The 24,253-nt window shown below is 45.9% G+C and carries 34 protein-coding genes; 31 read left to right on the forward strand and 3 right to left on the reverse strand.

Annotated elements, in window-relative coordinates; all coding sequences use genetic code 11:
• Window position 1 precedes the first annotated feature (1 nt).
• Window positions 2-1,345, forward strand: a complete 1,344-nt coding sequence (gene gdhA / locus ACTRWF_RS00120) for an NADP-specific glutamate dehydrogenase (protein WP_023559688.1) — start codon at window positions 2-4, stop codon at window positions 1,343-1,345.
• Between the two features lie 210 nt (window positions 1,346-1,555).
• Window positions 1,556-2,011: a hemerythrin domain-containing protein gene (locus tag ACTRWF_RS00125; RefSeq protein ID WP_015067142.1), complete on the forward strand. Its 456-nt coding sequence runs from the start codon at window positions 1,556-1,558 to the stop codon at window positions 2,009-2,011.
• Between the two features lie 155 nt (window positions 2,012-2,166).
• On the opposite strand, the gene ACTRWF_RS00130 is transcribed toward ACTRWF_RS00125, so the two are convergent.
• The 3 genes from ACTRWF_RS00130 to ACTRWF_RS00140 form a co-directional block, all read right to left on the reverse strand.
• Window positions 2,167-2,325, reverse strand: coding sequence for a YqaE/Pmp3 family membrane protein (locus tag ACTRWF_RS00130; RefSeq protein ID WP_015067141.1), 159 nt, complete (start codon window positions 2,323-2,325; stop codon window positions 2,167-2,169).
• 194 nt (window positions 2,326-2,519) lie between these two features.
• Entirely contained in the window at window positions 2,520-4,814 is a 2,295-nt protein-coding gene (locus ACTRWF_RS00135; RefSeq protein WP_462834887.1) for an EAL domain-containing protein, read from the reverse strand.
• 588 nt (window positions 4,815-5,402) lie between these two features.
• Window positions 5,403-5,969 carry a S24 family peptidase gene (locus ACTRWF_RS00140; protein ID WP_462834888.1) on the reverse strand — a complete coding sequence of 189 codons (567 nt, stop codon included), beginning with the start codon at window positions 5,967-5,969 and terminating at the stop codon, window positions 5,403-5,405.
• Between the two features lie 121 nt (window positions 5,970-6,090).
• Here ACTRWF_RS00140 and ACTRWF_RS00145 point away from each other — a divergent pair, with 121 nt between their 5' ends.
• The 29 genes from ACTRWF_RS00145 (at window position 6,091) to ACTRWF_RS00285 (ending at window position 24,126) form a co-directional block, all read left to right on the forward strand.
• Window positions 6,091-6,393: a helix-turn-helix domain-containing protein gene (locus tag ACTRWF_RS00145; protein WP_427269828.1), complete on the forward strand. Its 303-nt coding sequence runs from the start codon at window positions 6,091-6,093 to the stop codon at window positions 6,391-6,393.
• Window positions 6,394-6,430: 37 nt separating this feature from the next.
• Window positions 6,431-8,599, forward strand: a complete 2,169-nt coding sequence (locus ACTRWF_RS00150; protein ID WP_462834889.1) for a Mu transposase C-terminal domain-containing protein — start codon at window positions 6,431-6,433, stop codon at window positions 8,597-8,599.
• Entirely contained in the window at window positions 8,596-9,306 is a 711-nt protein-coding gene (locus tag ACTRWF_RS00155; protein WP_462834890.1) for an AAA family ATPase, read from the forward strand. The genes ACTRWF_RS00150 and ACTRWF_RS00155 overlap by 4 nt, the downstream gene beginning before the upstream one ends.
• Before the next feature lie 2 nt (window positions 9,307-9,308).
• On the forward strand, window positions 9,309-9,848 hold the full coding sequence (locus ACTRWF_RS00160; RefSeq protein ID WP_435787235.1) for a hypothetical protein: 540 nt from the start codon (window positions 9,309-9,311) through the stop codon (window positions 9,846-9,848).
• 2 nt (window positions 9,849-9,850) lie between these two features.
• A complete protein-coding gene (locus ACTRWF_RS00165) occupies window positions 9,851-10,159 on the forward strand; it encodes a hypothetical protein (RefSeq protein WP_014976465.1) in 309 nt (102 codons plus the stop codon).
• The gene (locus tag ACTRWF_RS00170; RefSeq protein ID WP_159117997.1) at window positions 10,156-10,437 is read left to right on the forward strand and encodes a hypothetical protein; all 282 of its coding nucleotides are present in this window, start codon (window positions 10,156-10,158) and stop codon (window positions 10,435-10,437) included. Before ACTRWF_RS00165 ends, ACTRWF_RS00170 begins: the two co-directional genes overlap by 4 nt.
• Window positions 10,434-11,126 carry a DUF3164 family protein gene (locus ACTRWF_RS00175; protein ID WP_462834891.1) on the forward strand — a complete coding sequence of 231 codons (693 nt, stop codon included), beginning with the start codon at window positions 10,434-10,436 and terminating at the stop codon, window positions 11,124-11,126. The genes ACTRWF_RS00170 and ACTRWF_RS00175 overlap by 4 nt, the downstream gene beginning before the upstream one ends.
• Window positions 11,101-11,277, forward strand: coding sequence for a hypothetical protein (locus tag ACTRWF_RS00180; protein WP_462834892.1), 177 nt, complete (start codon window positions 11,101-11,103; stop codon window positions 11,275-11,277). The genes ACTRWF_RS00175 and ACTRWF_RS00180 overlap by 26 nt, the downstream gene beginning before the upstream one ends.
• 71 nt (window positions 11,278-11,348) lie before the next feature.
• On the forward strand, window positions 11,349-11,513 hold the full coding sequence (locus ACTRWF_RS00185) for a hypothetical protein (RefSeq protein ID WP_171337120.1): 165 nt from the start codon (window positions 11,349-11,351) through the stop codon (window positions 11,511-11,513).
• Window positions 11,514-12,044, forward strand: a complete 531-nt coding sequence (locus ACTRWF_RS00190) for a phage protein GemA/Gp16 family protein (protein ID WP_462834893.1) — start codon at window positions 11,514-11,516, stop codon at window positions 12,042-12,044.
• Window positions 12,041-12,472 carry a Mor transcription activator family protein gene (locus ACTRWF_RS00195; RefSeq protein ID WP_171337122.1) on the forward strand — a complete coding sequence of 144 codons (432 nt, stop codon included), beginning with the start codon at window positions 12,041-12,043 and terminating at the stop codon, window positions 12,470-12,472. The genes ACTRWF_RS00190 and ACTRWF_RS00195 overlap by 4 nt, the downstream gene beginning before the upstream one ends.
• Before the next feature lie 8 nt (window positions 12,473-12,480).
• Window positions 12,481-12,918, forward strand: a complete 438-nt coding sequence (locus tag ACTRWF_RS00200; protein WP_462834894.1) for a hypothetical protein — start codon at window positions 12,481-12,483, stop codon at window positions 12,916-12,918.
• On the forward strand, window positions 12,918-13,064 hold the full coding sequence (locus ACTRWF_RS00205) for a hypothetical protein (RefSeq protein WP_462834895.1): 147 nt from the start codon (window positions 12,918-12,920) through the stop codon (window positions 13,062-13,064). The genes ACTRWF_RS00200 and ACTRWF_RS00205 overlap by 1 nt, the downstream gene beginning before the upstream one ends.
• Before the next feature lie 12 nt (window positions 13,065-13,076).
• Window positions 13,077-13,967: an AAA family ATPase gene (locus tag ACTRWF_RS00210; RefSeq protein WP_462834896.1), complete on the forward strand. Its 891-nt coding sequence runs from the start codon at window positions 13,077-13,079 to the stop codon at window positions 13,965-13,967.
• 321 nt (window positions 13,968-14,288) lie between these two features.
• Window positions 14,289-14,987, forward strand: a complete 699-nt coding sequence (locus ACTRWF_RS00215) for a Rha family transcriptional regulator (protein WP_462834897.1) — start codon at window positions 14,289-14,291, stop codon at window positions 14,985-14,987.
• Between the two features lie 5 nt (window positions 14,988-14,992).
• Entirely contained in the window at window positions 14,993-15,166 is a 174-nt protein-coding gene (locus tag ACTRWF_RS00220; protein ID WP_427269816.1) for a hypothetical protein, read from the forward strand.
• 102 nt (window positions 15,167-15,268) lie between these two features.
• Window positions 15,269-15,775: a hypothetical protein gene (locus tag ACTRWF_RS00225; RefSeq protein WP_462834898.1), complete on the forward strand. Its 507-nt coding sequence runs from the start codon at window positions 15,269-15,271 to the stop codon at window positions 15,773-15,775.
• A gap of 52 nt (window positions 15,776-15,827) precedes the next feature.
• A complete protein-coding gene (locus tag ACTRWF_RS00230) occupies window positions 15,828-16,358 on the forward strand; it encodes a hypothetical protein (protein ID WP_462834899.1) in 531 nt (176 codons plus the stop codon).
• On the forward strand, window positions 16,349-16,618 hold the full coding sequence (locus ACTRWF_RS00235; RefSeq protein WP_282763523.1) for a hypothetical protein: 270 nt from the start codon (window positions 16,349-16,351) through the stop codon (window positions 16,616-16,618). Before ACTRWF_RS00230 ends, ACTRWF_RS00235 begins: the two co-directional genes overlap by 10 nt.
• Window positions 16,618-17,136, forward strand: a complete 519-nt coding sequence (locus ACTRWF_RS00240) for a hypothetical protein (RefSeq protein ID WP_427269813.1) — start codon at window positions 16,618-16,620, stop codon at window positions 17,134-17,136. The genes ACTRWF_RS00235 and ACTRWF_RS00240 overlap by 1 nt, the downstream gene beginning before the upstream one ends.
• A complete protein-coding gene (locus ACTRWF_RS00245; RefSeq protein WP_014976453.1) occupies window positions 17,136-17,360 on the forward strand; it encodes a TraR/DksA C4-type zinc finger protein in 225 nt (74 codons plus the stop codon). Before ACTRWF_RS00240 ends, ACTRWF_RS00245 begins: the two co-directional genes overlap by 1 nt.
• A 1-nt stretch (window position 17,361) precedes the next feature.
• Window positions 17,362-17,751 (forward strand): DUF2730 family protein, encoded by a 390-nt coding sequence (locus tag ACTRWF_RS00250; RefSeq protein WP_462834900.1) that lies wholly within the window; start codon window positions 17,362-17,364, stop codon window positions 17,749-17,751.
• On the forward strand, window positions 17,751-18,044 hold the full coding sequence (locus tag ACTRWF_RS00255) for a VpaChn25_0724 family phage protein (protein ID WP_462834901.1): 294 nt from the start codon (window positions 17,751-17,753) through the stop codon (window positions 18,042-18,044). Before ACTRWF_RS00250 ends, ACTRWF_RS00255 begins: the two co-directional genes overlap by 1 nt.
• A 5-nt stretch (window positions 18,045-18,049) precedes the next feature.
• The gene (locus ACTRWF_RS00260) at window positions 18,050-18,622 is read left to right on the forward strand and encodes a phage protein Gp27 family protein (RefSeq protein WP_462834902.1); all 573 of its coding nucleotides are present in this window, start codon (window positions 18,050-18,052) and stop codon (window positions 18,620-18,622) included.
• Entirely contained in the window at window positions 18,622-20,277 is a 1,656-nt protein-coding gene (locus tag ACTRWF_RS00265) for a terminase large subunit domain-containing protein (RefSeq protein ID WP_462834903.1), read from the forward strand. Before ACTRWF_RS00260 ends, ACTRWF_RS00265 begins: the two co-directional genes overlap by 1 nt.
• The gene (locus tag ACTRWF_RS00270; RefSeq protein ID WP_462834904.1) at window positions 20,277-21,902 is read left to right on the forward strand and encodes a phage portal protein family protein; all 1,626 of its coding nucleotides are present in this window, start codon (window positions 20,277-20,279) and stop codon (window positions 21,900-21,902) included. Before ACTRWF_RS00265 ends, ACTRWF_RS00270 begins: the two co-directional genes overlap by 1 nt.
• Before the next feature lie 154 nt (window positions 21,903-22,056).
• The gene (locus tag ACTRWF_RS00275) at window positions 22,057-23,475 is read left to right on the forward strand and encodes a phage minor head protein (RefSeq protein ID WP_462834905.1); all 1,419 of its coding nucleotides are present in this window, start codon (window positions 22,057-22,059) and stop codon (window positions 23,473-23,475) included.
• Entirely contained in the window at window positions 23,475-23,672 is a 198-nt protein-coding gene (locus tag ACTRWF_RS00280) for a hypothetical protein (RefSeq protein WP_272966984.1), read from the forward strand. The genes ACTRWF_RS00275 and ACTRWF_RS00280 overlap by 1 nt, the downstream gene beginning before the upstream one ends.
• Before the next feature lies 1 nt (window position 23,673).
• A complete protein-coding gene (locus ACTRWF_RS00285; protein ID WP_462834906.1) occupies window positions 23,674-24,126 on the forward strand; it encodes a phage virion morphogenesis protein in 453 nt (150 codons plus the stop codon).
• The last annotated feature ends 127 nt before the right edge of the window (window positions 24,127-24,253 follow it).

Raw genomic sequence — 24,253 nt, forward strand, 5'->3', positions numbered from 1 at the left:
CATGGCAGAACAAAGTAATTTGGATGAAATAACCACGTTTCTTAACGATAAATTTTCTGGCGAAACTGAATACCTTCAAGCCACTCACGAAGTACTTCAAGATATTGTTCCTATATACAATGCCAATGCGCACTACAAAGCGTTTGATATTGTTAGACGCCTCTGCCTTGCGGAGCGAATTATTAACTTTACTGTCTCGTGGATGAATAGCGAAGGTAACATTGAAGTAAATCAGGGGTGGCGTGTACAACACAACTCAGCGATGGGGCCATATAAAGGCGGTCTACGCTTTCACCCTACCGTAAATTTATCCGTGCTTAAATTCCTAGCGTTTGAACAGTGCTTTAAAAATGCATTGACCGGGCTGCCAATGGGTGGAGGAAAAGGCGGCTCAGATTTTAACCCTAAGGGGCGTTCAGATCGTGACATCATGTTGTTTTGCCAAGCATTTATGCGTGAGTTGCAACGACATATAGGCGCAAATACCGATGTACCCGCAGGCGACATTAATGTGGGGGCAAGAGAAATCGGGTATTTATATGGTGAATACCGCAGGTTAAATAATAAGTTTGAAGGCGTACTCACCGGCAAAGGCTTAGAGTTTGGTGGTAGCTATGTTCGAACCGAAGCAACAGGTTTTGGCCTCATCTACTTTTTAAATGCGGTGTGCCAGTATAAAAAGACCGACCTTAAGGGCAAAACAGTGACAGTATCTGGAGCCGGAAATGTCGCCCTTCATGCCGCCTTAAAAGCCGTTGAAAAAGGCGCTAAGGTAATTTCACTATCTAACAGCCGAGGGCTTTTACATAGTGAGAGCGGATTAAGTGATAAAAACCTGAGGTGGGCAATTGAAAATCATGCTTCAAGTGAAAACATACTCTATGACATGGCTGAACAAAATATGGGGGCGTGGGTAGCGGATAAAAAACCTTGGCACCTTAAATGCGACATAGCGCTCCCCTGTGCCACGCAAAACGAACTGCAAGAAGAAGATGCCAACGCACTGCTTAACAACGGATGTAAAATGGTATTAGAAGGTGCCAATATGCCTTGCACTACCGACGCGCAAAAACAGTTTTTTGACGCCAAAATAACCTACGTACCGGGCAAGGCATCTAATGCTGGAGGCGTTGCACTTTCAGGCTTAGAAATGGGTCAAAATGCTATGTTCAATCAGCGTGACGCCAGCGCGTTAGACGAACAGCTTTGCTCGATTATGAACAGTATTCACGAACGCTGTGTAATCGAAGGTAAGCGTGAAGATGGCTATGTCGATTATATGAAGGGGGCGAATATTGCGGCTTTCAGGCGGCTCGCCGATGCCATGCTAGCGCAAGGTGTTTAAGTCTCGCTATGAACAAATGGTTCGGAATATAAACCGTTGAGAATATATTGGTAACGCGCTATGTAAATCTTGCGCTGTTGTTTAATGCCTAGGCATTATTCAACAGCATTAAAATTAAAAAGCGTTTTAAATCAATTACAAAGAATAGCGGAAAGCATGGAACAAAAATCGCATTGGTTAGTAAGTATTTAACCATTTGAGGGATCTTCCATGAAAATATTTGAAGCACTGCGCCAAGACCATGAAAAGCAACGTTTACTGCTTAAGATTCTCGCCGAAACAAGCGGCAACACTGCGGCACGTCGCGAGTACTATGAAGCACTAAAAACTCAGCTAGAGAGTCATGCTATCGCTGAAGAGCGACATTTTTATACCCATCTGCTAGAAAAGGATGCCACTGTCGACTTAACTCGTCATGGCATTGCAGAACATCATGAAATTGATGAACTGCTAGGTAAACTCGACGAAACTGATATGAGCTCGCCCGCTTGGCTACGTCATTTAAAAACGTTACAAGAAAAAGTTGAACACCACCTCGCGGATGAGGAACAAGAGTTCTTTCAAGTTGCGGGGAATGTACTAAACGATAGTCAGAAAACCAAGCTTGCTAACGCCTATCGCGAAGAAATGAAAAAAGAGCTAGACGAAGAAAAAGTTACAGCCTAGTACTAGATAGCCTCACTGACTAAAGTGAGGCTATCGTTTTACGGTAACCCAAAACAAAAGCCAGCTTCTATAGCTGGCTTTTTTAATTTTTCGCTTTGTACCACGTTTGCTAGAAAAGGCGCGAGATTAACGTCCCCTTCCTACGCTGGTATGCGCTACTTTTTAGCGATAATGTAAATGGCGTGAATAACCCCTGGAAAGTAGCCCAAAATAGTTAGCAGAATATTAATCCAGAAATGAGCGCCTAGCCCAACTTGAAGAAACACGCCCAGCGGTGGTAGTAAAATCGATAGTAGTATACGAATGATGTCCATAATAAATTCCTTGTTTTTGAATTAATTTCACAACTCAATGGGCAAAATACTCACAGTTTAGCGAAGAATGAGCCCGCAGAGCGTTATACACGCTTCATTATTGTTTGTTGCATTTACAATGCCATGTCGCTACTTTTAACGACAATAAATATTGAGTCTTCGTTTAAAAAAATAAAATTTAATTAATAAAATAGCTATTCTCCGAAAGGCGTATTTTGAAGCCAACTTTCTAAGTCAGCGCAACTCAATGGGCGGCTGATGTAGTAGCCTTGTACTATGTCACATCCCCATTCTTTAAGAATGTCTAACGATGCGGCATCTTCTACACCTTCGGCAACTACTTTCAAGTTAAAGACACTGGCTAAGCTAAGAACCGTGCGGACAATTTGCTGGTCGTTTTCATCACTGGCAAGCGACAGTATAAAACTCTTATCTATTTTAATTGTTTTTACTGGCAAGTTTTTCAAATAAGCCAGTGAAGAGTAACCCGTACCAAAGTCATCGATGGCAAAATGAAAACCACGGGCGGTTAACTCGTTTAAGTTCTCAATCGCAAGTGATGCGTCTGCCACCAGATCGCTTTCGGTTATCTCAAGCTCAAGGGCTTCAGGCGACAAGCCCTCTTCGGTAAGTAGCGAGACAAGTTTAGTTAACAGCACCTTATTTTGAATGTCTTGGGTAGATAAATTCATAGCTACTGTAAAGCCATAGCCCTTCTCTCTGAAGTAAACCAAGTCAGAAATGGTTCGCTTCATCACCCACGATGTAACCTGCTCTATCAAACCTGCTTGTTCAGCAATGGTAATAAACTCATCGGGAGGAACAAACCCAAGTACGCTGTTGTTCCAACGAATGAGCGCTTCCATACTGCATACTTTCATGGTTTGTAAATCAATTTTAGGCTGATAAACCATAGATAATTCATTTTGCTCACTGATTAACGCGCGCTTTAACTCAGTAGTAATAGACAGCCTTCTGGTGTATTTATCTTCCAGATCGGCTCTGTAACGAACACACCAACTGTCGCTGTGTATCGCTTCATCTGTCACGATATTCATTTTTCTAAACAATTCTTCAGAAGACGAGGCATCTTTAGGGCAATCAATTACAGCCATAGCTACCTTTACCGGAATAGCGATTAAATTACTTTCTACCGGCTGCTCTAAAATATGCTTGAGGGTTTCAAGCTGATCATCATTGAGTGCATCGTGTGTAATGTAAAGAATTTCTCCGCCAGCGAGACGGGCTGAAGTTCCGGGCCAACGCAGTAACCTTTCAGCAAGGACTTTTAATGTGTTATCACCATTAGAATAGCCATAAAGATCGTTAATGGTTCTAAAACCAATAACCGTGATTGCCACAACTTGAACCGGGTGCCCACTTCTTAGCTCAGATTCAAAATAGCCTTCGACATAGTTACGATTAAAAAGCCCTGTCAATACATCGTGTTCTGCCTGATAGCGAATGTGTTTTTCTCGGCTCTTAATACTGGCCTGCATGCTGTCTACTGCATTGGCGAGTTCGGTAATTTCTTTAAGCTTTGAGGGGTTTTTTAGTGTGGCACCATATTTACCCGAGGCCACTTTATTAACCGCTTTTACTAACGTAGATACCGGCTGACTCACGCTTCGTGCAAGCAATAGTGACAAACCAAGTGCAATCAATACCGCTAAAATAGAGAAGGCGAATATAGTGAGCTGCACGCTGGTGAAGGCCTCAAAAGAGGATGTGGTATCTACGGCTAGAGTAATGGTAACCGGTAAGCTTTCTTCGCTGCCTATATTGACTTGACGCGTTACATAAGTAAGTTGATTTTTGAACGTTACATCGACCCAAGATGGATCTTGTTGTGATGCAAGGACTCGCTTAGCCTCGCGTTCCTCTAATGTGGTTTTAAGTATACGATTTGAATCGAGCTGCGATATTATGATCTCTGCATCCACGAGTTCTTTCAGTTCTTGTAGCAATACACTGTCGAATTCAACACCGATAAGCATGTAGTATCTAAGTGTAGGGATTTCTACACGAATGAGATTAAGCTGAACTAATTTATCATCTACAACAAAAAAACCGCTATCTTTACCCTTGGCAACCAAGGCTAAGCTACTTTGAACATTTTGCCCTTCTTTGAAAAGCTCGGTGTGTGAAGCAACAACCTGATGGTCTAAACTGACTAGTGCAATAATGTCGGTATTTAGCCTGTCTGCATAACTGGTAAAAGCGGCTTCAATTGAGGGAATGCTACCTGTTCCCACGGCCCGTCTGAAATCAAATGAACGAGAAAGCACTTTTGACACACTTTTAATTACGGTTTGCCTGTCAGAAACAACTTTATCAAAGACCTTTTCTGCTAACTGGATATCGTGTTCGATATTTTTAACCACAAGTGTATTAGCAGAGCGCCAGACAGCGCCAATTATCAGAAGTGATGCTATTACAACTCCTATAAATAAGGTTTGGAATAAACTCTGACTAAGTGTCTTTTGCACTACAGTGCCCCGTCGTGTGAATATTTCAATTTTGTGGAATGCCAGAACGGCTAGTTACAGAAGAATAGCTGAATAACAAAGATAGTAACAGGCATAACATCCTGTTAATTTTGGAATTTAACGCTTTGTTACAATTAAGAGCGCTGGGCTTAGCCTTGGTAATATTTGATGTCGTCATAAAGAAGTCCTCTTTATGTCAACGTATTTCAGGTGTAGATGTCAGAGAAGTATGTCAATTAAGTGGGATCCAGTAATATTTGGCGGGAATAAGTGGGAAGCCTTGTAACATAAGGGTTTGAGCCACTTGAGTAGTGTCAAAAAATTAGGCGAGTAACACAGAGTAGTTTGGCGAAAGTAAGGAATTGTTTAAAAACTAAGGTGTAGTTTGGCAACTGGTAATCTTATATCCCCTTCACAATGTCCAAAATCATTCAAAGTCAGTTTAAATAAAGGCTCAGAAGCAGGTTGGTTGTAACTTAGTGAGCTTTTAAACAGCAAATCATTTCGCACTTTCCAAATTGTAAGTGCGATCCTAAATTAGCGCGTTTTTGTGTATAAGTGCGATCCTAAAAAGCATTTAAAAGACGTTTAAAAGGAATTAGAAGCTTCGGTGACTCTGCCGACTATATTTAGTAGTTCTCTATAATCTTCAGTGAAACCCAATGGAATGAATGCGTCGTTCTCAGCTTGAAGAATAAGATCGCCCAAAAGGGTTTTATGGACCTTTCGACAAGTAAAATTGTCTTCTATTTTAAAGCAGTAGATATTACCAGGGTGCAAGGCCTTGTCACTCTCGTCTATTAAACATCGAGCGCCCTGTTGAATATGTGGTTCCATCGCGTCATCGTCAATAACGATAAATTGTTTTCCTTCGTCGCCTATGACCCCCTGAGCTAATGCGATTGCATTATCAATTTCTTCTGAAGTAGCAACACCCTCTAAAACGACCCTGGTACGTGCCTCAACAAGATCTTTAAAGTTGAACCCGGTTTCTTTGTGTAGCAAATACAGATAATCAACATCTGGCAGCCGGTCTTTCTCATAAGACTTAAGCGTATTTTCATGCCACTGGTCGTTACGCCTGGCAAACTCTTTTCTGCTCATTTTTTCTTCACGAATGCTTTTTATCAAACTGCAAAATTCGTTCACGTTCATAAAAAGTCCAACTTTTTGTTTTTAGTTTTCAATGGCATAAACAACTTAAGACACTTTTGTGTCTTACCCGTCTTTACATGAGACATTTTTGTGTCCTATGATTCAAAAAAAGAAACACTAAATGGATCTAAAAATGTACCAAAAAGATTGGCACCCGGCAGATATCGTCGCTGCAATACGTAAAAAAGAGCTCACTTTAAAGGAGCTCTCCATTCAAAACGGTCTAGCTGCAAGGGCGTGTAGTACAGCAATGCACAGACCCTATGCAAAACCCGAAGCTGTTATAGCAAAAGCCTTAGGGCTTCACCCGAAAGAAATTTGGCCTTCTCGTTATCACGCTAATGGCACACGCCGCAGATTTCTGCATAGCAAGATTGTAGCAAAGGACGCTGTAAAAGAAACTCACGGCGTAAAAAGCGCATAAGACACTTTTATGTCTCAAGATAACTAGAGAACCCCTTATGAAACTATTTACTGCCAAGGAAATTGCTGAAGCGCTCAACATCTCAAAGCGCAATGTTAGCTTGCGTGCTAAGAATGAGGACTGGCCATTTCAACTGCTTGCCGGCTTGGGCGGCAGAGTCCCTCACTACTTGATTGAAGGGCTTCCTGTAGACGTAGCGAATGCCGTCGAGACAAAATTTCATCCCAGTTCGCTTGCGGCGAAAGCGAAAAATAAGAAGGCCGTTGAAAGCACCGTTAATGAAGTAGAAAAGAGCATTACTTCAGACGCCAGGAAGAGCGGTCTACTAGATGCTTCATACCAAGACGAGAATGCCAAGCGTGCCAGTACCTCTCTTTTCATACTAAAGCTGGCTCAAAGTTTTGCTGCTGAAATGAGCAGTAAAGTCTCAGCTTGGAACACTTTTATTGGTCTATATAACAACCGAGAACTTGAGATAAATGAAGCTCATTATCGCATTAAGCCAACCCTAAGTTACCGCACACTTCTTCGTTGGGAAAAAAGCTACACAAAGCATGGCTTTCAAGGGCTAGTTACAGGTTACGGCAAAACCAAGGGCAAGAGCATCATTGAAACCACGCCGGAAATGAAGCGGTATTCCGTTGCGTTAATCCATCAGTTTCCACACATAAAGGGCCAGCGCTTATCTGAACTTCTTAAGATGGAGTTTGAGGGAAAATACTCAACGCCTTCACCATCGACTTGCAGAGATTGGCTCCGCAAGTGGAAAGACGAGAACAAAACCACTTTCTTATCTCTTATGGATGCAAGTGGCTGGCAGAATAAACACATGGCCGCATTCGGCAGTCGCAGTGCAGGTGTCGAGCGCATCAACCAGCTATGGGAATTTGATAGCACACCAGCCGACGTAATGCTTACCGATGGTAGATACTCAATTATTGGTGTAATTGACGTGTTTACACGACGTGTAAAAGTCGTTTTAAAACCTACATCGAATGCCGAAGGTATTGCACTTTTAATTCGCAATACGATCCTTGATTGGGGTATTCCAGAAGTCGCGCGAACGGATAATGGAGCTGACTATTGCTCTGCGCATATCTTCGCGATATGGGATGCGCTTGGAATACACAACCAAATTACCAATCCTTACAGCGGCTGGGAAAAACCCTTCATAGAACGTTTCTTCAGAACGTTTAGCCACGGTATTGCCGAGATGCTATCGGGCTACATCGGTCATAACGTTAGTGATCGTGAAAAGATAAATGCCCGTCTGACTTTCGCGCAGCGCTTAATAGAACGCAGGGAGAAAGGCGCAGATAGAGTTGCTCTCGATGTATCTATTTCGTCAACTGACTTCGAAAAGTTCATTAACTCTTGGCTTGATTACCACTACGACCACACCGAGCACAGTGAGCTTAAGTGCACACCATTTGAGAAATTCACTCAGCATCAGCAAACGATTAAGCGTTTAGATAACGAAAGGCTTTTAGACGTTTTACTTGCGCCGGTACCTAGTCAAAAAGGATTCAGAACCGTTGGTAAAGAAGGCATTAGCGTTGAGGGTGTTGAGTACATTCACGCTGAACTTGGCGCTTACATCGGTGAGCGTGTCCACTGTCGATTTAACCCCGATGACATTGGCAAGATTTATGTTTTCGACCCGATAAAACGCGAGTTTATCTGCGAGGCATTTAACCCTGAGCTGGTCGATAACGAAATCACGATGACGCACGCTCAAGAAGCTAAGCGAATTCAACGCGCCAGGCTTCGCAATGAGCGGGAGGCAATCAAGCAAGCCTCGAAGGAATTCGATGTATCAGACGTTGCTCAAAAGTTCTTGGCGTATCGCGAATCGCAGACCCAGGGCCTTAAGTCCTTCCCTAAACCATCGAAGCAAGTTTCATCTGGGATCATAAATTCTATTTCGCATGCAGAGCCGAAAAAAGAAGGCTATTCAGCTGAACGCAAAGACGAACTGGCACAACGCAGAGACGAGCTCAATGCTATCGAAACCATTCAAAACAGCGGTGAGCCCATTTATCAAAATGAACACCACAAGGCTCGTCATTACACACAACTTAATATTGATGGCCGCTTAGGCCCAACCGAAAAAGCGTGGCTACATCAATACCGACGCGACAACCGACGTTCGGCGCAAATGTTAGACAAACTTTTCACATCAGAAAGCAAAGGAAATAAACGATGAAGGCAATCACAGCAAAAACTAAAAACGTCATGGCCGCATTTGACGCCTACCAGACCGTTGAGCAAGCAGCGCAAGAAGGCTCACCCGCCATGGCCTTATTCTCTGGCCAAGCTGGGTTAGGCAAAACTACTGCAGGTGCGTTTCTGTTTGTTCAAGCTGACGGCATTTTAGTGCGCTGCTTAAAAAGCGACACAATGGGCACGCTACTAGAGCGACTAGCACAAGACTTAGGGCTAGATAAACGTCAGCGCAAGGCAGACATGATTAATTTCATTGTTAGAGAACTGGCGCTCACGGGCAAGCCGCTCTTTATAGATGAAGCGGACTACCTAGCTGACAAAACTGAAGTTCTAGAAACCATCCGTGACATTTACGACTTGTCAGGCGTGCCCATTGTTTTAATTGGGTATGAACACCTTCCTAAAAAGATAAAGCGTCTTCCGCAACTGTTCGGACGCATCAGCCAGCACGTGCAGTTTCAAAAGGCTGACGAGGAAGACATTTCAATTATGGCGAGCGAGCTGGTCGAGCACACAGTAATTGCCCCCGACTTACTGCAAGAACTGTTAGATGCCTCAAAAGGTAACTTTCGTCGCATCACCACGGGCCTTGCGAGCATTGAGAAGTTCGCTAAGTCGAACAGCTTAAAAACCATTGATGCTGATCAATGGGCGGGCCGTCAATTCTTCCCCGTCGCGGAGTTGTAAATATGCGAGAGACCCTCAGCCAGCGTAGCTGGGAGTGGATAAAGAAACAGCCTGATTTCCACAGTACCGACTTAGCGAGAGCAATGAAAGTACCGATGCCAAAAATCAAGACTGTCATGGATGAGTTTGTAAGAAATAAATACGTTAAAGCGGTAAATAAATCGGCAAAACCGTATGTCTATGAGGCAACAGGTAAGGAGCCTAGTTTTAACAGAAGTAGGCCTAACCCGCACCCTAAGGCAAACGCAAGACAAAGAATATGGCAAGCCATTCGGTTTCTAAACAGCCAGTTTACCGTTGAAGAAGTGCAGGCAGCTGCAAGTACTAGCCGCCAAAACGTCACTCGATTTATCAGTGACTTAGTTAAATACAGATACGTAGTAAAGACACGCAACCAGCGGAGCAAAGGGCAGCAAACAGGTCCGCGCGTCTGCAAGTATCTTCTTATAGAAAATACTGGGCATAAATATCCAGTGATCAAAAAGTCGGGGCTTTGGGACCAGAACCTTAAACAACTTGTTAAGCCCGACAAGGAGAGATGAGCATGGAGTGGTTCGCATTATTGTTGAAAAAAGTCAAGGAGCTTGGCCGACGTCAGGTTGAATTAGATACGGGCATGAGTAAGACCACGCTTTCGCAGGTACTCAATGAGAAGTATCCAGGAAGCATTAGCAACATTGAAAAGAAAGTACTGGCAGCGTACGCAAATTTAACAGTGACCTGTCCAGTGCTTGGTTCAATAGCGGTTAAACGCTGTTTAAACGAACAGATAAGACCGTTTTCGGCAAGTAACCCGCAGCGCGTCAGGCTTTTTAGAGCGTGTCAAAACTGCATACATAGGAGCAAGCAATGAACGCTTATAACACTGCTTTTAAGAAAAGAGTGGATAAGGCGAGCCTGGCGATGACGCACCTCATCAAACAAGGGTGTGCCATCACTGGCCTGTCTATCAAAGACACATCCACCGTTATCAATATCCTTCCGCCAAGAGACAAGCGGGTAAAAGGAACATTGATTTCAATTACGGGAACGCACACTGGCCGCTGTCACATGATGGCTACACGACTATACGGCTGCACGGTGCAATGGCACTTAACCAATGAAGAACCACAACAGGAACTAAACGCATGACATCTATCGACAAGCTTTATCAAATTGCCCAACCAGAAGCCCCGCAAGGTTTTATGGAAGATGGTGAGGGCAACCTACGCCGCAAAGACCGCATCAAGCCGCTTGAGATTGAGCGCGACAAATTGACAAGAGAGCTCTTTCTTAACGCAATTTTGGTGCATGACGAACTACAAGCGTTCACCAAAAAGTTGAAACGAGACGTTGCTGAGTTTGTAAGTCACGCAATGAAGAATTATGACAAACGCCTGGGCGGCACCAAGGGCAATGTCACGCTTTATAGCTTTGACCGTCGCATAAAGATTGAGCGCAGCCGTCAAGACAGATTGTGTTTCAACGAAAACCTTGTTGCCGCAAAAGCAATGATTGACGAGTGCATCAAACGCTGGTCGAAAGGCAGCAACAAGAATCTCCAAGCCATTGTGCAAGGCGCATTTAAAACCGATAAGCACGGGCGCTTTAGCGCTGCCAAGGTACTAAGCCTTCGCCAACACAACATTCAAGACGAGCAATGGCAACTGGCCATGACCGCACTGGCTGACGCCATTGAGGTTGATAGCAGTGCTGAGTACTTCCGCATTTATTTCCGTCTCGAAGATGGCACGTATCGCCAGCTTGCACTGGATATCTCAGACATTACTACTGACACCAACAAGGAATTGAAAAATGAGCAATCAACCGAAAGTGCTTAGCCGAACCCACATTGGCTCGAAACGAGAGCTAGCCGAAGCCGTTGCGCAGCTGCCGTCAGACGTTGATGGAGTAGAAGAAACTTACGTGATGAACGTGTATCACGACGAAAGCAACAACGAAAAGTGGCTAGAAATAATGCCAGCTAAATAACGAGCGGCCCTTCGGGGCCCTTAACCAAAGTCTTGAACGTTCAGGGCTTTGTTTAGGGAAAGGAGAAAACCATGCTACGTCTTTGTTTATTTATGATGTTTCTTTACGCCACGGCGTATTGCTTTTACTTCGGATACAACTGGGGAGGTGCGTTTTCTCTTTTAGTTGCAGCGTTGCTGTTTGCTCAAGCGTTTTTTCAAGGCGCGGCTGACAGCTTGCCAATCGGAGACGAATAAATGTCTATCAAGCGCGGGTTAATTACCAAAATTCATGTCGCAAAAGCGCAGCTCAAAATGGATGAGGACAGTTACCGCAACTTGCTTCAACGCGTAACGGGTACCAACTCGTGCACAAGCATGAGCGTGCAACAGCTAGAAAGCGTTATGGATGAAATGAAGGCGAAAGGGTTCAAAACCCGAAAAGCGCCATCAGGCCGCAGACTGTCACCAAAATCCAAAGGCACAGAAATAGACAAAGTACGCGCCATTTGGATAACCATGTTCCAGCAAGGCTTTGTGCGCGATGGTTCTGAAAGTGCGCTGGATGCCTATGTATCGCGCATGGTGAACATATCGCACGTGGGCTGGCTGAAAGATGAGAGCTTGGCACAAGTACTGGAGTCACTTAAGAACTGGCACCGACGTGAGATGGCAATAAAGCTCGTTGCTGAAGGGCACACCGTGTTGAAAGGGCACAGAAAGGTGTGGAGTACAGAAAAAGCGCCTTACGAGTATGTAAAAAGCGCTTTTGAGGAGCTGATGCCGTGAGCAATCAAGAGCAGTTCGATTTTGACGATGACTTTGACTCACTATTGGAGCACCTGCCGGATTTAGCTGACGACAAAGCACTAGCCATGGCCAGATACAAAGAGCACTTGTGGGCATTGGTTTTAATTTGTGAGCGCCGCCTTAAAAAGGCAAATATCGAAGATAACAAGGCGTACAAGCTTAGCTGCCAACTTATCGCAGAAATAGCGCATTACCAAGGTGGTGAGTGTAGATACTTACCACGCGGTGAGCGCCTTCAACAAGAACTACGAGACATTCAAATGTTTCGTTTGTGGCACAACCACAACTGGCCAGTAGAAAAGATACGAAAAGAATACTGCCCTGAACTCAATCAAATTCGTGTTTACGAGATTCTGCGCACCAAGCGTGAAGAATATCGCAACAAAATTCAACCACAGCTTTTGTAGGTGAAACGATGACTCTACAAGTACTCGGCCACACCATTACACAATTACAGCTCAATGCCATTTTAGATGGCAGAGGAATTGAAAGCACTCGCGAGTTGGCGATTAGAAGCAAGTTACCCGCAACTGTCGTCAAAGAAGTGGTGCGACGTGTTCAGGTGGAGGGCTTAAGAGTAACGCCAGTATTAAACAAACTGCTTTACGGCGGTAACAACAAATTATCAGGAGAAATACCAGTGATAGAAAAAGAAACCGAGTCTGAAGAGATTCCAATGGATGAGTTGTTTGGCTGTGTGGAGCTTTCTAAACGCGGCTCTAAGCTTTTATTCAAACTGTTTGAAAGTTTAACCAAAGACCATTTGATTGCTGCTGGCTTTACAGATGAAGACATTGAACATTTTGGTGGCGTGTATCACACCATCAAATACCAAGCATTGGGAGAGGTTTAATGAAGTACAGTAAAGTTTTGGGGGTAGGGTCAATCATTCTTATGATTTCTGCGGTAACTATCGAACAAGAAACACTGTGTATATGGCTTGCGATGATGCAATGTTCGATAGGCGCAATGATATGCAAGTTAATTGAAACAAAATAAGGCAACGAATAAATGCTCCAAATACTCACACAAGCAAGCCTGTGCGAAGCTGATTTTAATCAAAAGATAGATTTCGTTATTGAAGGCTTCATCACTAAGCGCATGATGACCATGGTGTATGCCGATGGCGGGAACGGCAAAAGCTGGTTAGCATTTGCGCTGGCAAAGTACTGTGCTCCCCGTATGAAACAAGTGTTCTACTTAGATTTTGACAACCCACTAAGTGTATTGAAAGAGCGCAAGGTACACGAACTGCTTATCGCACCTCATGCAAACTTGCACTATGTGCAACGTAGCAAAAGCCCCCTGCCCCCGTTCGAACTTTTAAGAACGTTGGCAGAAAACGCTACTGCTAATCAATTTGAAAACATGATCTTCTTTGTGGACAGTCTTCGAGACTTTGCCGATGTAAACAACGAAGCCAAAATTGGACTGGTAATGAACCTGCTAAAAGATATTCGAGAAGCGGGCGGTACCATTCTTATACTCGGTCACAGCAATAAAGACGGGCGCAATTACCAGGGTAGTAATGCAATTAGAAATAGCCTAGACAATATGTATCAGCTTAAGAAGCGAGAGCTTGCTGAAGGCGTAGGTGTAATTCTTGAGGTAAGAAAAGAGCGTGCAGCCATCGTCGACAAAGCATTTGATATCGACCCGAATACGCTAGAGCTAGAAGAGGTAGACTTAATTGAAGCGCAAGCCTCAGAGCAAGACCTTGAGTTCGTAAACCAAGTTAAGCATGTACTAGTTCGAGAAGGCCAAGTGGGAAAAGGCGACCTGCTTAACGCCGCTGGATATGCTAAAGATGATAAAACCGCGCGCGCTCGACTAGAAAAATACGACGGTATTTACTGGAAAAGCTCTAAACGCCACACCCGCATATTTTACCAATTGTTGTAGTTGTAGCTGTTGTAGACCTTCTACACGTTTTGCACAAATACCCAATCATTTGCATAAGGAAACATTGACACGCCGCACGCACGGGATTAAGGTTGCCGCACTAGAAATCTATACGCGGTTAACCGCACCCGTTAGCCTTGCGGCCTTTTTATGCCTGTAAGTTTGGCATAAATCCGTCCATTTTCAATGGTCGGGTGGAGAGGCGTTAATACAAAACCCGCAAGGGAAATAGGCCCGGAGCCCTCGTATAGTGCTCTAGTTGACACCCGGCTACCAGCTACTAACTGGTAGTCGTGAACTTAAAACTATACGGAGGCCAATATGGTCAATCAATTACCAAACGTGGACTTGCGCCACTACATATCGATAAAAGACAATCAACTGTACACCCCATCAACGCGTATCGCAGAAGTATTTAGCAGGCAACATAAAGATATTCTGAGAGCAATTAGAAACCTTGATAGCTCTGCATATTTTAACGCGCGCAATTTTGCGCTCGTTGACTACAAAGATGCCAAAGGCGAGAGACGGCAAATGTATAACGTCACTAAAGACGGTTTCATGTTCTTGGTGATGGGTTTTACAGGCAAGCAAGCCGCCGCCATAAAAGAAGCGTATATCAATGCGTTCAATCAAATGGCCGATACACTACAAAGCAGTCAGTACGGCAACAGTGCAGTACAAGCATTACAGGCTACCAATCAAGACTTGCAAGGCGAGTTGTTGCAGCTCTACCGCGACAAAGCCCAGTTGTTAGAACAGCAGCTGTCGCACACTAAAAAGGCCAGCACAAGAAAATCACCCAGCAATAAATACTTCGAGCATAAAAAACACCAGTTCATACAAAACGTTGTCCAGTACCTTCGTCAACACCCGGGGGCGAATAAAACAAATGTAATGGCGGCTGCTGGTTTCAAAAAGGATGATAAAACAGCCCGCAAATGGCTGGCAGATTATGAAGGCATCCACTGGGAGAGCGAAATTATCGGTATCTCTCACGCTTATTTTTGCAAGGAGTAATGCAAATGGATAATACAGACTTTTTAGAAGAGCTAAACACGCTTACAACATGCCAAGAGGCGCTCGCCGAATTGTTAGGTGCAGTACCCGAGGGACTATGTTCTACGCGTAAACTCGCTGTTTTACTCGACTACCTTCAGTCGCAGCAAGGAAAGCTAATCGATACGCTAAGTCGATAAGCGCCAGCCCGCCATGTGCGGGCTTTTTATTGAAAGGTGGTGTTTAAATTTGACTGAATTCAAAATGCGATCCATTCTACTGGGTTTTAAAAGGAGTCTAATATGTTTAGAACTGTAGTGTTTCTTTCTGCTTTAGCCATTGGCGCTTGTTCGAATACGTCTGGGCTAGCCCCAAAAGTCAGTCATTCTGGTTTTGATAATTCAAAAGTCGTTAATATTGCGCCCCACGGTAACGCTTGCACTGACATGACTTGCACTGGCTTCGGTCTTCAATGGAATAGTAAGTATCCAGATGATGCTTTTATGATCGTGCAAGTATTCAATGACGTTACCCCAATTTTTGGTGCGCAGTTAAATATTGATGGTGACATTATCACGCTTAAAGAAAGCCAACTTGTTTCAAGTTACGACGTCGATGGCTACACGCGAAACAGTTCGAAAGCTTTTTCAGTGAGTCTAGAAACCCTTGAAAACATTGAAAACGCCAATAGAGTATGGATGCGAGTTGAAACGCCCGACGGTACAATAGAGGACGCTATCATAGACAATGGTAAAGATAGTAAGTCATACCATGCGCTCAAACGTTTTTTAGCCGAAGTTAAAAGTTAACCTAAACCCAGACTAATCCCACCTATCTCACCGCCATCGCTACGATGGCGGCATGAACCAAGAAAATCCCACTTACCACTACGGCCTAACGTCGAAAATCAAAGCCATTACACTAGCGCGTCAAGCATGTGATGTGTTGGGCCATGGCGCGACTGGCTGTGCTACGAACCTGCTGCTTGAAACTGCAGCAGCTGAAACGTGTCTTGGCCTTTATGAAGACCCTACCCCAGGCGGCGCAGGTATGGGGCTTTGTCAGCACGACCTCATTGCATTTCAAGACATTATTCAGCGCACCCCCATGCGAATAGTGAAAACCATTCACATGGAATTCGGTTATGACATTAGAAAGCTGGTGCACACCAACTTGGCGGATGACCCGCTTTTAAGCTTCATATTCTGTCGTCTGCACTACCGTTTACGTCCAGAGCCAATCCCTTCGTCACTGCGAGGTCGCGCCGAGTACTGGAAACAGTTTTACAACTCAATGGCAGGCAAAGGCACCGTGAAGCATTACATGGATAATGCCAATGCGTATTTGTATAACCTTACTCCATTAGACTTAAGTGTGCCGCCATGCCCGTAAGCAAATTTAACCAAGAATGGTTTAACACGGGTCGCCGTGCACGCTTTAAAGCCGAAAGAGTAGCGAGACTTTCAGGAGCCCTTACGATACTGCCTGAAAGCAGCTATCGCGCTACTGCTCATTGGTACTGGCGGCAGGGCTGGAATAGTGTGACGCGCCAAGAGCTGGAAGCTTACCTAGACAATGGTGAGACACCTCAGCGACTGAATGCCGAGCAACACATCACTAAAATACGTAAACAACTTGGAGCACATGCTTAATGTCTGTATTAGCCACTGCAGGAATTTCAGCCCTCATTAAATATGGTCCGTCACTGATTCGTCTCTTTGGTGAGCGTAAAGGTGGTGCGACGGAAAAGGTGGCACACACCATTGCCGATGTCGTAGAGGCAGTTAACGGCGACACATCGCCTAGTAGCGTAGCCAAGGTAAAGGCCACCGTAGACAGCTTACCGCCCGAGGTTGTAGGCGAAATTGAGCTAGGGCTAGCACAAATTGAAGCCGAGCGAGAGAAAGCCAGGCTAACTCATGATTTGGGGATGCATACTCAGCAGCAAGAAACCTTGCGTTCGGGCAAAGAAATTAAAACATTTCGCCCTGAAATTGCGCGGCGGCACAGCTGGTTCACAGCCGCGTATATCTTTGTAATGGAATTGCTCAATGCCTTCGACCATGGCAACGGTGCTAACTGGGAGATAGCGCTACTTATCGCTTCGCCAGTGCTTGCTTGGTTTGGCTTTAGAACATGGGATAAGTTCAGCAAGCAGGGAGCCAGCTGATGGATGCAGCGGATATGGCAGATAAAGCCAGCGCCCCTTTTAAACGAATGGCCACGCGCTTTAGGCCTAACCAAGTAACACCTACACCACCCATTAAAACTGATGAGCATGGCGCACCTTTATGCGTGCGCTGTGATGCCGATATAACTCAACGCCGCAGAATAATAGTCGATGCTCAGCGCTGCGCCGATTGCCAACAAGATGTAGAGAACGGGAATCGATAGCATGGAAAATGTAGTAAGCCACCTTAACGACAACTGGAAAATTTATTCGTTCTTTGTATCGGTAATGCTGATGGCTGGATTGTATTGGCTGAGCAAGTATTTCGCGACAAAGACAGAGTTAGCAGCGCACGTTAATAGCCAGGAAGAGCGCTTAAAACTAAACGAACTGAAGTTCAAAGACCATCAGATTGAGCACTACAAGCTACGCGATAAGGTGCATGAAATTGATAGCCACGTTAAACACCTTCCCAGCGCCGGAGAAAGCGCCGCCCTTCGAGAAGAAATCGCCCGTTTAAATGGACGATTAGAAGGCATGGAACCTGTGTTTAAACAGGTGTTAAACAACGTAAACATACTTTTTGAAAACGAGTTGCGCGGAGACAAGAACTAATGGCCATCGCAATTATAGTAAACGAACACGAACGCTTGAGTATTCTGCACTGCCTAGCAGCTATGGAAAACTACGCCGCCAATAACAGCATAATCCAGGGTGTGTGCGCCAGTTACGGCAACACAATGACCATTGATAAGCTAGGCACACAGCTACATTGGCTGAAAGAGCAAGGCTTAGTCACCTTGGAACATCATGAGAGTTACACCATAGCCCGCATTACACAGCGCGGCCTAGACGTTGAACGAGGCCTTGCCACCACACCCGGTGTTAAACGCCCAGGGCCGAGGTAACAACGATGAGCGATAAGCGCACCCGTGGCAAGCCCAGCAAAATAGACCAGCTTCCCGACGACATAAAGTCTGAGCTGATTGAGCTATTGCGCGATAAATCCGTTACACAAACCGAAGTGCTTGATCGCGTAAACACCCTTATTCGCGACGCGGGCTTGCCTGAAGAAGAACATATCTCACGTAGCGGTCTTAACCGCTATGCCACGCGCATGGCCACAGTGGGCAGTCGCATTCAGGAAGCCCGTGAAGTGTCTAAACAATGGGTAGACCAGCTGGGCGGTAAGCCAACAGGTGAAGTCTCGAAAGTGCTCATTGAGATGGTTCGCACCCTAGCGTTCGACCAAGTGCTAAAAATGTCTGAGTCAGGGAAAATTGTTGAGCCTAAGTTCATTAAAGACCTAGCCGTTGGAGTAGAGAAACTTGAGAAAGCCGCTACTGAAAGTACCAAGCGTGAAAAAGAAATCCGCAAGGCCATGGCGGAAGAAGCCGCAGAGCGTGCCGCAGAGGTAGCCAAAGCAGCGGGACTAACCGCAGATGGTGCTGCGCAAATTAAGCGTGAGATTTTGGGGATTGCCTAATGAAGCTGCCACCACAGCCTGCCCCTACACCTAAGGAAATCAGGCCCAGTAAAACACAATATCAAAAAGCCATTGAACAATGCGACAGGCTTGAAACGCGGTTCGGCCTCCCTACCTTCATTCCCTTCGATGAGAACGAACTTTTACTTGGGTACCAGAAACGCTGGGTAGCCGATGACTCACCGCTGAAGATTGCTGAGAAGTCCCGTCGAACAGGTATAACGTGGGCCGAAGCGTCAGACGCTGTGCTTACCGCCAGTAGAACCAAAAGCGCACACGGTACCAACCACTTTTATGTGGGCTCGAATAAGGAAATGGCTCGCGAGTTTATTGATGCCGCGGCCATGTGGGCAAAGGCCTTTGATAAAGCTGCAGGTGACATAGAAGAAGAGCTGTTCATTGATGACGGCCAAGAAGGCAAAGAAATTCTTACCTTCGTTATTCATTTTGCCAGTGGGTTTAAAATACAAGCGCTAAGCTCGAAGCCGTCTAACCTGCGTGGTATGCAGGGTAACGTAACGATTGATGAAGCCGCCTTTCACGACCAATTAGCGGAAGTACTCAAGGCTGCACTTGCGCTTACCATGTGGGGCGCAAAGGTGCGCCTTATCAGTACTCACAATGGCGCTGAGAACCTTTTTAACCAGCTAATACAAGACAGCCGAGCAGGCAAAAAGCGTTACAGCATTCATCGTATTACACTAGATGATGCGTGCGATGAAGGCTTGTACCAGCGCATATGCCAGGTTAAAGGGAATGACTGGAGCCAAGAGGCCGAACAAAAGTGGAAGGACGATTTACTTAACGATACCGCCAGCCAAGAGGATGCACTAGAAGAGTATTTCTGTGTGCCTAAATCGGGCGGTGGGGCTTACATTAGCCGTGCCCTAATCGATAAGGCTATGGTGCAACCCGACGAAAGTGGCCAGCCCACCGTTATCCACTATGCACAAAGTGCTGAGTGGAACCAGATGCGCCCCGACCTGCGCGCAGCCGACATTAAAGACTGGTGCAAAGAGGTATTACTGCCTCAGCTGGAGAAGTTAAACCCAGAGCAGCGCCACTGCTTAGGGGAAGACTTCGCGCGTTCTGGCGACTTAACGTGTTTATGGGTTGGTGCAATACAGCAAGACTTAAGCCTTCGTGTACCGCTTGTGGTGGAGCTTAAAAACATTCCCTACAAGCAGCAAGAACAAATTCTATTTTTCATCATTGACAGGCTACCGCGCTTTATTGGCGCGCAATTGGATGCCACGGGTAACGGTGAATACTTAGCAGAGCAAGCAGTTGACCATTACGGCGCGGGGCTTATCGAGTCGGTCAAGATTACCGAGAACTGGTATCGAGAAAGCATGCCGCCTATGAAAGCCCACTTTGAGGACTTCACCATTATCATACCGAGTGACGCTGACATCTTGGATGACCTGCGCTCTATTCAAATTAACAACCGGGGCGTGCCTCGCATACCCGATGCGAAAACCGACAGCAAAAAACAGCGACACGGCGACGGCGCTATTGCCTGCTGCATGATGGTTGCGGCCAGTAAAATGGAGGGCGGTGAAATTGACTACATGAGCCTGCCTTCCAAAGCCGAAAGGCGCGACAACCGCAACAATGACGACAACTACTCAATCCAACAAAGTGGGTGTTACTAATGGAAACCTACGAGCAAAACGGTACGCGCTTTCGCATTCGCGAGCGCGGCCTTAAAACCAAACAAACCGACAATTCAGCACGCGTGGCGCAAATGCGGCGCGAGTTTGCTGAGCATCCTAGTTCTGGGCTAACGCCTGCCACGTTGGCGGTCATTCTTAAAAATGCTGAACAAGGTAGCTTGTTAGAGCAATGCTACCTTGCTGAAGACATCGAAGAGAAAGACGGCCATATCCAGGCTGAAATATTCAAGCGTAAAATGGCGCTGACCGATATCGATTGGCAGATAGAGCCGCCTGTGAATGCCACCGCCCAGGAACAAAAAGATGCAGCCAATATAGAGCAAATGCTGAAAGATGTGGAAGACTGGCACAACATCATATTTGGTATGGGTGACGGCATTTTAAAAGGCTTTTCAAACATTGAGTATGAATGGGGCTTTTACAATAACTTCCGTATTCCTGAGGCATTCGTGCACCGCCCCGCTACGTGGTTTCAGCTACACCACGACGACCAGGACTGCATTGCCCTTCGTGACCAAACGGGTAAAGGCGAGAAGCTACGCCCGCTTAACTGGCTGCAGCACCGCCATCCTGCAAAGAGCGGTTATGCCGCACGCATTGGCTTAATTCGTCAGCTGGCATGGCCCTTTATATTCAAAAACTATTCTGTACGCGACCTAGCCGAGTTTCTAGAGATTTACGGTATTCCAATTAAATTGGGTAAATACCCAAGTGGCGCCACTGATACTGAAAAGAGCCGCTTGCTTCAAGCCGTACTCGGCATTGGCCACAACGCTGGGGGCATAATCCCCAAAGGCATGGAAATTGAATTTCACGAAGCAGCGAAAGGCGGCGGCAGCGACCCCTTCATGACCATGATGAGCTGGTGTGAGCGCATCCAATCCAAAGTCATTTTGGGTCAAACCCTCACATCACAGGTAGACAGCACGGGGAGCCAAGCGCTAGGCAACGTGCACAATGAAGTACGACAAGACATTCGCGACCATGACTTACGCCAAATTGCTAACACGCTAAATCGTGACCTTGTGTTGCCGATGCACGCGCTTAACAGCCTAAGCTACCGAGGCGACCCAAGACGTAAGCCGCGCATTATATTTGACACACAAGAGCCCGAAGACATCAGCCAATACGCTGATAGCTTACCCAAGCTGGTCGACATTGGTTTTCGTATTCCGGCCAGCTGGGCGCAAGATAAGCTGCGCATTCCGGAGCCTGAAGGCGAAGAGGCTATCTTGGCTCGCGCTGCCGCCACGCCTGCTGTTAAAGAGCCAGAGGAAAAAGGTGCGGATAAGGACGACCCAAAACAAGAGCCGCAAACCGCTGCATTGCGTTTAGCGCTCGCTGCACTTAAAGCACAACAGCCGAAAGACGACGGCGCGGATGTGCTTACCAAGCGCTTGGCACAACAGGCTGGCGAATCGTTCAGTCAGTTAATGCAACCCATTGAGTCGCTAGTAGCTAATGCTGATTCATTGGAGGCGCTATTAGAGCAGCTGCTGGAATTAGAAGACCAACTGCCCATTGAAGATTATCAACTACTTTTGGGCCAAGCTTTTACCGCAGCTGAGTTAAGCGGACGATTTGATGTAAATGAGGGGAGATAACAATAATGCCTTGCGATCATCACACACCATGCCCTTCTGGTTACATTAGCTGGCACAGCTGGGCAAGAAAAATGCTTAAAACTCATCGCCAAACTAAATGTCCTGACTGTGGCCTATTCAAAATTTGGGTACCGAAACGGAAGGGTAATAAATAATGCCTGTCCAGTACGGCCCTCAGAAGTTTTCTGAAGCCATTACCCACTTTAGAAACAAGTTAAACATGCCCAGCGAACGTTGGGCTGACGTGTGGCGCGAGCAGCACAACAACGCCTTTATGGTGGCAGGGGCAACCAAAACCGAATTGCTGGCCGACATTCGCCAAATGGTAGACAGCGCAATAGCCGAGGGTAAAAGTTTAAGCTGGTTTCAAAAAGAGTTTAAACACCTGGTTAAAAAGCATGGATGGGAACACACAGGCAGTGCCGCATGGCGAGCTAACATCATTTATGACACGAACATGCGCCAAGCTTATAATGCGGGCCGCTTCCAGCAGCTGCAGAACTTTCCTTACTGGCGCTATGCGCACGGCGATAGTCGCTACCCTCGCCCACATCACCAAAGTAAAGACGGTACCATTTTACCTAAAGAGTCGCCGTTCTGGCTTACCTGGTTTCCCCAAAACGGTTGGGGCTGTAAATGCAAAGTGTTTGGTGAGACAGAGCGCAGTATTAAGCGCAAGAACATGACGTTAAGCAAAGAGCCTGTTATTGAAACGCGCGAATGGGTAGATAAGAAAACAGGTGAAGCGCACCAAGTGCCTGTAGGTATCGACCCTGGTTTCGATTATTCGCCGGGCTCAAAATCGCAAGCCGATGTATTGCGCCAGCAGCAAATTTCAAAGCCGCCACTAAAAAACCGCCTTCCTGAACGTGCGGTACCTAGCGCTTACTCAACCAATAAGAATGTAACCATTCATGGGCTAAACAAGGTCATTTCAGAATTGAGCCAAGCGCAACCACAAATGCGCCAAGTGACCGAATTCATTACTACCTACGGTATGAAGACCTTGTTTCTTAAACCAACTGAAATGGTGCGTGGAAGCAAGAAAGCCAAAGAGTTGGAAGAGGACATTACCAGTTATTTAAATGTCCCAATATCAAAAGCCAATGGCCATTGGCCTGTACCCAGTAACACCGCACGACGTGCAAATGGTTACACAGCACTTGCTTGGAAACACGTCGTCGTAAAAGCCAAAACAGGTGTAAACTTAAATAAAATTGCCGACATTACCGACTTAACCAATGCGGTAGAGGCGGCAATACTCGCTTTACAGGCTGGCAAGCGGCAATGGTCGCTGTCGCATATTGTAAGGCACTATACAGACAGTGGTGATCATGGTGGCGCAATAATCACATGGCTTCATGAAATGGGACACCAAGTTCAATTTCAGGCCATGCGCATGGAAATTCCTACACCGGGCTTAAATGAGAGTATTACCACTTACAGTATGCAAGACACCATGGAATGGCATGCCGAGCACTTTGCCGCATGGGCGCTTAATCGCGCCATGCTTGAAACGCACTATCCAGCGATAGTCGCATACTTCGACGAACTAATGGGGGAACTACTGTAATGAGTATTTTCGATAAAATTAACGATGGCCATAAAGAAGAAAGCGAGCAGCTGCGTGACGCACAGCAAGTGCTTCAATCGTCGGTACCAACTGCAGAAAAGCAAGCACGTATTGAAGCGCTAATGAAAAAAGCCCCTGAACATGAAAAAGCCATGTTTGGTGATCTTCTTTCTAACCTAGTGCTGCAGGCAGATTAATATGGCTGGCAGCTTCATTACCGTTCGTGCTTATGGCAGTGGTGAGATAAATGCGTTGCTTTCTCGCATTGCTAGGGCAGGAACTGACTTAGAGCCAGCGTTCGCGGAAATCGGTGACTATCTGATAGAAGCAACCCAAGAACGTTTTAAGCTTGAGCTAGCGCCCAACGGGGAGCAATGGGAACCGCTAGCGCCAGAGACGTTAGCACGAAAAGGTGGCGAAGATAGGATACTGCAGCAATCCGGTACCATGCGTGATTTGTTAACCTATCAGATAACGGGAAGAGTACTCACATTCGGAAGCAACCAAGAATACGCCGCTACACACCAATTCGGTAGAGAAGAAGACGGCATACCTGCCCGACCATTCTTAGGTCTCACAACTGGGCCGTGGAGCGACGAGGATAAAATCATAGAATTACTGCAAGGGCACCTAAAAGATGCAATCTTGTAAAACGCGATGTAAGCCACCCTACGAAGACTTTGTTAAAAAGGTGAGCAAAGTTACCAATTAAAAAACTTAAACACTTCTAGTGAGATTTAAACAGCAATGAGAGAGAGCGTAACCTCTACCGAAAGAG

The organism is Alteromonas sp. G5_S2_22_S1 (genome assembly GCF_054968525.1).

Coding starts and splice junctions, on each gene's coding strand:
- ACTRWF_RS00245 (WP_014976453.1), top strand. CDS start 17,136: ATGGATGCAGCGGATATGGCAGATAAAGCCAGCGCCCCTTTTAAACGA.
- ACTRWF_RS00150 (WP_462834889.1), top strand. CDS start 6,431: ATGAAACTATTTACTGCCAAGGAAATTGCTGAAGCGCTCAACATCTCA.
- ACTRWF_RS00175 (WP_462834891.1), top strand. CDS start 10,434: ATGACATCTATCGACAAGCTTTATCAAATTGCCCAACCAGAAGCCCCG.
- ACTRWF_RS00130 (WP_015067141.1), bottom strand. CDS start 2,325: ATGGACATCATTCGTATACTACTATCGATTTTACTACCACCGCTGGGC.
- ACTRWF_RS00205 (WP_462834895.1), top strand. CDS start 12,918: ATGAAGTACAGTAAAGTTTTGGGGGTAGGGTCAATCATTCTTATGATT.
- ACTRWF_RS00170 (WP_159117997.1), top strand. CDS start 10,156: ATGAACGCTTATAACACTGCTTTTAAGAAAAGAGTGGATAAGGCGAGC.
- ACTRWF_RS00140 (WP_462834888.1), bottom strand. CDS start 5,969: ATGAACGTGAACGAATTTTGCAGTTTGATAAAAAGCATTCGTGAAGAA.
- ACTRWF_RS00270 (WP_462834904.1), top strand. CDS start 20,277: ATGGAAACCTACGAGCAAAACGGTACGCGCTTTCGCATTCGCGAGCGC.
- ACTRWF_RS00275 (WP_462834905.1), top strand. CDS start 22,057: ATGCCTGTCCAGTACGGCCCTCAGAAGTTTTCTGAAGCCATTACCCAC.
- ACTRWF_RS00125 (WP_015067142.1), top strand. CDS start 1,556: ATGAAAATATTTGAAGCACTGCGCCAAGACCATGAAAAGCAACGTTTA.
- ACTRWF_RS00160 (WP_435787235.1), top strand. CDS start 9,309: ATGCGAGAGACCCTCAGCCAGCGTAGCTGGGAGTGGATAAAGAAACAG.
- ACTRWF_RS00220 (WP_427269816.1), top strand. CDS start 14,993: ATGGATAATACAGACTTTTTAGAAGAGCTAAACACGCTTACAACATGC.
- ACTRWF_RS00250 (WP_462834900.1), top strand. CDS start 17,362: ATGGAAAATGTAGTAAGCCACCTTAACGACAACTGGAAAATTTATTCG.
- ACTRWF_RS00240 (WP_427269813.1), top strand. CDS start 16,618: ATGTCTGTATTAGCCACTGCAGGAATTTCAGCCCTCATTAAATATGGT.
- ACTRWF_RS00210 (WP_462834896.1), top strand. CDS start 13,077: ATGCTCCAAATACTCACACAAGCAAGCCTGTGCGAAGCTGATTTTAAT.
- ACTRWF_RS00155 (WP_462834890.1), top strand. CDS start 8,596: ATGAAGGCAATCACAGCAAAAACTAAAAACGTCATGGCCGCATTTGAC.
- gdhA (WP_023559688.1), top strand. CDS start 2: ATGGCAGAACAAAGTAATTTGGATGAAATAACCACGTTTCTTAACGAT.
- ACTRWF_RS00180 (WP_462834892.1), top strand. CDS start 11,101: ATGAGCAATCAACCGAAAGTGCTTAGCCGAACCCACATTGGCTCGAAA.
- ACTRWF_RS00200 (WP_462834894.1), top strand. CDS start 12,481: ATGACTCTACAAGTACTCGGCCACACCATTACACAATTACAGCTCAAT.
- ACTRWF_RS00260 (WP_462834902.1), top strand. CDS start 18,050: ATGAGCGATAAGCGCACCCGTGGCAAGCCCAGCAAAATAGACCAGCTT.
- ACTRWF_RS00190 (WP_462834893.1), top strand. CDS start 11,514: ATGTCTATCAAGCGCGGGTTAATTACCAAAATTCATGTCGCAAAAGCG.
- ACTRWF_RS00145 (WP_427269828.1), top strand. CDS start 6,091: ATGGATCTAAAAATGTACCAAAAAGATTGGCACCCGGCAGATATCGTC.
- ACTRWF_RS00255 (WP_462834901.1), top strand. CDS start 17,751: ATGGCCATCGCAATTATAGTAAACGAACACGAACGCTTGAGTATTCTG.
- ACTRWF_RS00215 (WP_462834897.1), top strand. CDS start 14,289: ATGGTCAATCAATTACCAAACGTGGACTTGCGCCACTACATATCGATA.
- ACTRWF_RS00165 (WP_014976465.1), top strand. CDS start 9,851: ATGGAGTGGTTCGCATTATTGTTGAAAAAAGTCAAGGAGCTTGGCCGA.
- ACTRWF_RS00235 (WP_282763523.1), top strand. CDS start 16,349: ATGCCCGTAAGCAAATTTAACCAAGAATGGTTTAACACGGGTCGCCGT.
- ACTRWF_RS00280 (WP_272966984.1), top strand. CDS start 23,475: ATGAGTATTTTCGATAAAATTAACGATGGCCATAAAGAAGAAAGCGAG.
- ACTRWF_RS00225 (WP_462834898.1), top strand. CDS start 15,269: ATGTTTAGAACTGTAGTGTTTCTTTCTGCTTTAGCCATTGGCGCTTGT.
- ACTRWF_RS00265 (WP_462834903.1), top strand. CDS start 18,622: ATGAAGCTGCCACCACAGCCTGCCCCTACACCTAAGGAAATCAGGCCC.
- ACTRWF_RS00285 (WP_462834906.1), top strand. CDS start 23,674: ATGGCTGGCAGCTTCATTACCGTTCGTGCTTATGGCAGTGGTGAGATA.
- ACTRWF_RS00185 (WP_171337120.1), top strand. CDS start 11,349: ATGCTACGTCTTTGTTTATTTATGATGTTTCTTTACGCCACGGCGTAT.
- ACTRWF_RS00230 (WP_462834899.1), top strand. CDS start 15,828: ATGAACCAAGAAAATCCCACTTACCACTACGGCCTAACGTCGAAAATC.